General features: G+C 63.1%; 2 protein-coding genes. Both read left to right on the top strand.

Features of this window, described 5'->3' with window-relative positions; all coding sequences use genetic code 11:
* The coding region (locus EN939_RS33000) for a toprim domain-containing protein (RefSeq protein ID WP_127271678.1) at positions 1-1,492 on the top strand (1,492 nt) is incomplete at its 5' end.
* A gap of 44 nt (positions 1,493-1,536) precedes the next feature.
* Positions 1,537-1,713: FUSC family protein (locus EN939_RS32995; protein ID WP_164751457.1), on the top strand; the 177-nt coding region annotated here is incomplete at its 3' end.

Genomic DNA, 1,713 nt, shown 5'->3' with positions numbered 1-1,713 from the left:
TCCCGTGACCGGCCTGGAGCAACTGGGCGAAATCCACAACCGGCGCGGCACAAAGATCCGATTCCACCCCGACGAGCAGATTTTCGGCAAGGGCGCTGCGTTCGAACCGGCGCGGCTCTACCGCATGACGCGCTCGAAAGCCTATTTGTTCGGTGGTGTCGAGATCCGCTGGACCTGCGATCCGTCGCTGATCAAGGAAAAAGATCAGACACCGGCCAAGGCTGAATTCCATTTTCCCGGCGGCCTGAAGGATTATCTCAAGGCATCGCTCGGCGACGACTTCCAGGTGACTCGCGAAATCTTCGCCGGCAAGAGCGAGAAACAAGGCGGCCATGGCTCGCTCGAATGGGCGGTGACCTGGTTCGGCGGCGACGGCTTCATCAATTCCTACTGCAACACCATCCCGACCGGCGAAGGCGGCACCCACGAAGCCGGCTTCCGCAACGTGCTGACGCGGGGCCTGCGCGCCTATGCCGATCTCGTCGGCAACAAGCGCGCCTCGATCGTGACCTCGGAAGACGTCATGATCTCGGCGGCGGGCATGCTGTCGGTGTTCATCCGCGAGCCGGAATTCGTCGGCCAGACCAAGGACAGGCTGGCGACGATCGAGGCAATTCGAATTGTCGAGACCGCGATCCGCGATCCGTTCGACCATTGGCTGGCCGACAATCCGCAGGAAGCCTCGAAGCTGCTCGAATGGGTGATCGCGCGCGCCGACGAGAGGGTGCGCCGACGGCAGGAAAAAGAGGTGTCGCGCAAGAGCGCGGTGCGCAAACTGCGGCTGCCGGGCAAGCTCGCCGATTGCACGCAGAATGCCGCGGCCGGCGCTGAACTGTTCATCGTCGAAGGTGACTCGGCCGGCGGCTCGGCCAAGCAGGCGCGCGACCGCGCCAGCCAGGCCGTCCTGCCGCTGCGCGGAAAAATCCTCAACGTCGCCAGCGCCGGCAACGACAAGCTCGCCGGCAACCAACAGATTTCGGACCTGATCCAGGCGCTCGGCTGCGGTACGCGTTCGAAGTACCGCGATGAGGATCTGCGCTACGACCGCGTGATCATCATGACCGACGCTGATGTCGACGGCGCCCACATCGCCTCGCTGCTGATCACCTTCTTCTATCAGGAGATGCCGGCACTTGTGCGTGGCGGCCATCTCTACCTAGCGGTGCCGCCGCTTTACTCGATCAGGCAAGGCGGCAAGGTCGCCTATGCCCGCGACGACGCGCACAAGGACGAGCTCCTGCGCACCGAATTCACCGGGCGCGGCAAGGTCGAACTCGGCCGCTTCAAGGGCCTGGGCGAGATGATGGCGGCCCAGCTCAAGGAAACCACCATGGATCCGAGGAAGCGCACGCTGCTCAGGATCGACGTGATCGACGCCGAGGCGGCGACCAAGGACGCCGTCGATGCGTTGATGGGCACCAAGCCGGAAGCCCGCTTCCGCTTCATCCAGGAACGCGCCGAATTCGCCGAGACGGAAGTGCTGGATATCTAGCCATCAGCCGGTTTAGCTTGCGCTTCTGATATGGAGACCAGCGTGTGATTGCGGCACGGCTGAAAGGCTATTTCGAAACCAGTTTGACCGACCTGACGCAACCGACGCGCTCGGACTGGATTTTCGCTCTTCGCACCGTTTCAGCCGGCCTGATAGCGCTGCTGGCCGCCTACGCCCTAAAACTCGACCACCCGCAATGGGCCATGATGACGGTGTTCATC

Source organism: Mesorhizobium sp. M7A.F.Ca.CA.002.05.1.1, from assembly GCF_003998335.1.
In the GTDB taxonomy this organism is placed as follows: Bacteria; Pseudomonadota; Alphaproteobacteria; order Rhizobiales; family Rhizobiaceae; genus Mesorhizobium.
Note: the sequence above shows the minus strand (reverse complement) of the source record. Positions and strands in the feature narration are given on the sequence as shown.